Genomic DNA, 3,166 nt, shown 5'->3' with positions numbered 1-3,166 from the left:
GGGGGCGTCTCGCTAAACGGCCTCTCGTCCGGCGGGTCGGGCGACCTCCGGGCGCGGAGCGCCCTCCGGCCGCCCGACCCGTGCCGCGGTGGCTGGGCTTCGAACCCGATCGGCGAAACGGAGTCTGCTTGTGGACGTGTTCGAACCGGCTCGGCTGGGGCCGCTGACGTTGCGCAACCGCGTGATCAAGGCCGCGACGTTCGAGGGGATGACCCCGGACGCGGTGGTCAGCGACGACCTGATCGAGTACCACCGGCGGCCCGCCGCCGGGGGAGTGGGCATGACGACCGTCGCGTACTGCGCGGTCGCGCCCGAGGGGCGGACCGAGCGGGGGCAGATCTGGATGCGGCCCGAGGCCGTCCCCGGGCTGCGCCGCCTCACCGACGCCGTGCACGCCGAGGGCGCCGCCGCGTCCGCCCAGATCGGGCACGCCGGGCCCGTCGCCGACGCCAGCTCCAACAAGATGCCCGCCATCTCGGCCGGGCGGTTCTTCAACCCGCTCGGCATGGCCTTCACCAAGGTCGCCACGGCCGGCGACATCGAGCGCATCACCCGCGCGCACGCCGCCGCCGCGCGGCTGGCGATCGAGTCCGGCTTCGACGCCGTGGAGATCCACTTCGGGCACAACTACCTGGCCAGCTCGTTCCTCAGCCCCCGCCTCAACCGGCGCAAGGACGCCTACGGCGGGCCGATCGAGAACCGCGCCAAGGTCGCGCTCGGCATCGCCCGCGCCGTCCGCGACGAGGTCGGCGACCGCATCGCGGTCACCGGCAAGCTCAACATGCGCGACGGCGTGCGCGGCGGCCTGGAGATCGAGGACAGCCTGTACGTCGCCCGGAAGCTCCAGGAGGAGGGCACGGTCGACGCGCTGGAGTTGACCGCCGGCAGCTCACTGCTCAACCCGATGTACCTGTTCCGCGGCCCGATGCCCATCCCCGAGTTCGCGGCGAACTACAAGCTCCCCCTGCGCATCGGCATGCGGATGTTCGGCAAGTGGTTCCTGCGCGCCTACCCCTACCAGGACGCCTACCTGTTGGAGCACGCCCGCAGGTTCCGGGCGGAACTCGACCTTCCGCTGATCCTGCTGGGCGGCATCACCGATCGCGAGACCATGGACAAGGCGATGGGAGAGGGCTTCCAGTTCGTGGCGATGGCCCGCGCGCTCCTCCGCGAGCCCGACCTGGTGAACCGCATCGCCGCGGACCCGTCCACGCCGTCCCTGTGCACCCACTGCAACCACTGCGTCCCCACCATCTACAAGGGCACCCACTGCCCCCTCATCCCGACCTGACGCGGGCCGGGGCGGTGGCGCGGCGACCGGCTACGCGGCCTCCGCGACGGCCGCGCCGCCGCGCCGCTCCTCGGCGGTGCGCCGGACGTACCGCTTGACCTCGTCGCTGATCCCCTCCTCGTCCCAGCCCAGGATCGGCGCGACCAGCTCGGCGACGCGGGACGCCGCCGCGACGCCGCCGTCCCACTCCTCGATCGCGACGCGCAGCCGCCGGGCGAGGACGTCCTCCAGGTGCAGCGCGCCCTCGTGCGTCACCGCGTAGACGGCCTCCGCGCACAGGTAGTCCTCGGCGCCGGGGACGGGCGCGCCGAGCGCCGGGCGGCCGGCGACCAGGTCCAGGACCTCGCGGGCGCACGACCCGTACCGGTGCAGCAGGTGCTCGATCCGCGCGACGTGCAGGCCGGACTCGGCGGCGAGGCGCCGCCGCTCGTTCCACAGCACCTCGAAGCCGGTCGCGCCGAGGACCGGCAGCCGCTCCGTGACCGACGCGGGGACGGACGCGTCCAGGCCCTCCGCGACGACGTCGACCGCGTCCCGCGCCATCACCCGGTAGGTGGTGAACTTGCCGCCGGTGACGACGACGAGGCCCGGCACCGGCTCGGCGACCGCGTGCTCGCGCGACAGCCGCGCCGTGTCGTCCAGCTCGCCGGACAGCAGCGGACGCAGCCCCGCGTACACGCCCTCGATGTCGTCGTGCGTGAGCGGGGTCCGCAGGACGGCGTTCGCCTGGTCGAGGAGGTAGCCGACGTCGGTGTGGTCGGCGACGGGCTCGTCCGGGCCGCCGTCGTGCGGGGTGTCGGTCGTGCCGACGAGCCAGTGCCGCCCCCACGGGATGACGAACAGCACGCTCCTGGACGTCCGCGTGATCAGCCCCGTGTCCATCGGGATCCGGTCGCGCGGCACCACGATGTGGACGCCCTTGGACGCCCGCACGCCGAACACGGCCCGCGACCCGGTCATCGCCTGCGCGCCGTCCGTCCACACGCCGGTCGCGCACACGACGCGCCGGGCCCGTACGGCGATCTCGCGGCCGCCCTCCAGGTCCACGACGGTGGCGCCGGTGACCCGCTCGCCCTCCCGCAGGAACCCCGTCACCTCGGCGCGCGTGACGGCCTTCGCGCCGTACTGGGCGGCGGTCCGGGCGACCGTCATCGTGTAGCGGGCGTCGTCCACCTGGGCGTCGTAGTACTGGACGGCGCCGACGAGCGCGTCCGCCCGCAGCGCCGGCGCCTGCCGCAGCGCGCCGCGCCGGGTCAGCTGCCGGTGCCGGGGGAGCGCGCGGGAGCCGCCCATCGTGTCGTACAGGGTGACGCCCGCGCTGACGTACGCCCGCTCCCACACCCGGTTGCGCAGCGGATACAGGAACCGGACGGGACGCACCAGGTGGGGCGCGAGCCGGTGCAGCAGCAGGCCGCGCTCCCGCAGCGCCTCCCGCACCAGCCCGAATTCGCGCCGCTCGAGGTAGCGCAGCCCGCCGTGGATCAGTTTGCTGGACCGGCCGGACGTCCCGGCCGCCCAGTCCCGCGCCTCCACGAGGGCGACGGACAGCCCCCGCGAGATCGCGTCGAGGGCCGCGCCGGCGCCGACGATGCCGCCGCCGACGACCAGGACGTCGAACTCGGTCTCGGCGAGGCCGCGCAGGGCGTCCTCGCGGTACCGCGGACCGAGGGCTACGGATGTCACTGCATGCTCCCGAGTAGAGGTCGATCAGGGTCGTGCGCGGGTCAGTCGACGTCGACCCAGTCGAGGGTGCGTTCGACGGCCTTCTTCCATCCGGCGTAGCCGGTTTGGCGTTGTTGGTGGTTCCAGGTGGGTTCCCAGCGTTTGTCCTGGTTCCAGTTCTGGCGGAGTTCGTCGGTGGTGTTCCAGAAGCCG

The 3,166-nt window shown here is 73.7% G+C and carries 2 protein-coding genes; one reads left to right on the top strand and one right to left on the bottom strand.

The annotated features are described in order from the left end of the window. The first annotated feature begins 136 nt into the window (after positions 1-136). Positions 137-1,291 carry an NADH:flavin oxidoreductase gene (locus ACA511_RS14140; RefSeq protein WP_375024741.1) on the top strand — a complete coding sequence of 385 codons (1,155 nt, stop codon included), beginning with the start codon at positions 137-139 and terminating at the stop codon, positions 1,289-1,291. A 30-nt stretch (positions 1,292-1,321) separates the two neighbouring features. Here ACA511_RS14140 and ACA511_RS14135 read toward each other — a convergent pair whose 3' ends face one another. Further along, complete coding sequence (locus ACA511_RS14135; RefSeq protein WP_375024740.1) at positions 1,322-2,974, bottom strand: glycerol-3-phosphate dehydrogenase/oxidase; 1,653 nt, start codon at positions 2,972-2,974, stop codon at positions 1,322-1,324. Positions 2,975-3,166 lie beyond the last annotated feature (192 nt).

Source organism: Actinomadura sp. GTD37, from assembly GCF_041951365.1.
GTDB lineage: Bacteria > Actinomycetota > Actinomycetes > Streptosporangiales > Streptosporangiaceae > Spirillospora.
Note: the sequence above shows the minus strand (reverse complement) of the source record. Positions and strands in the feature narration are given on the sequence as shown.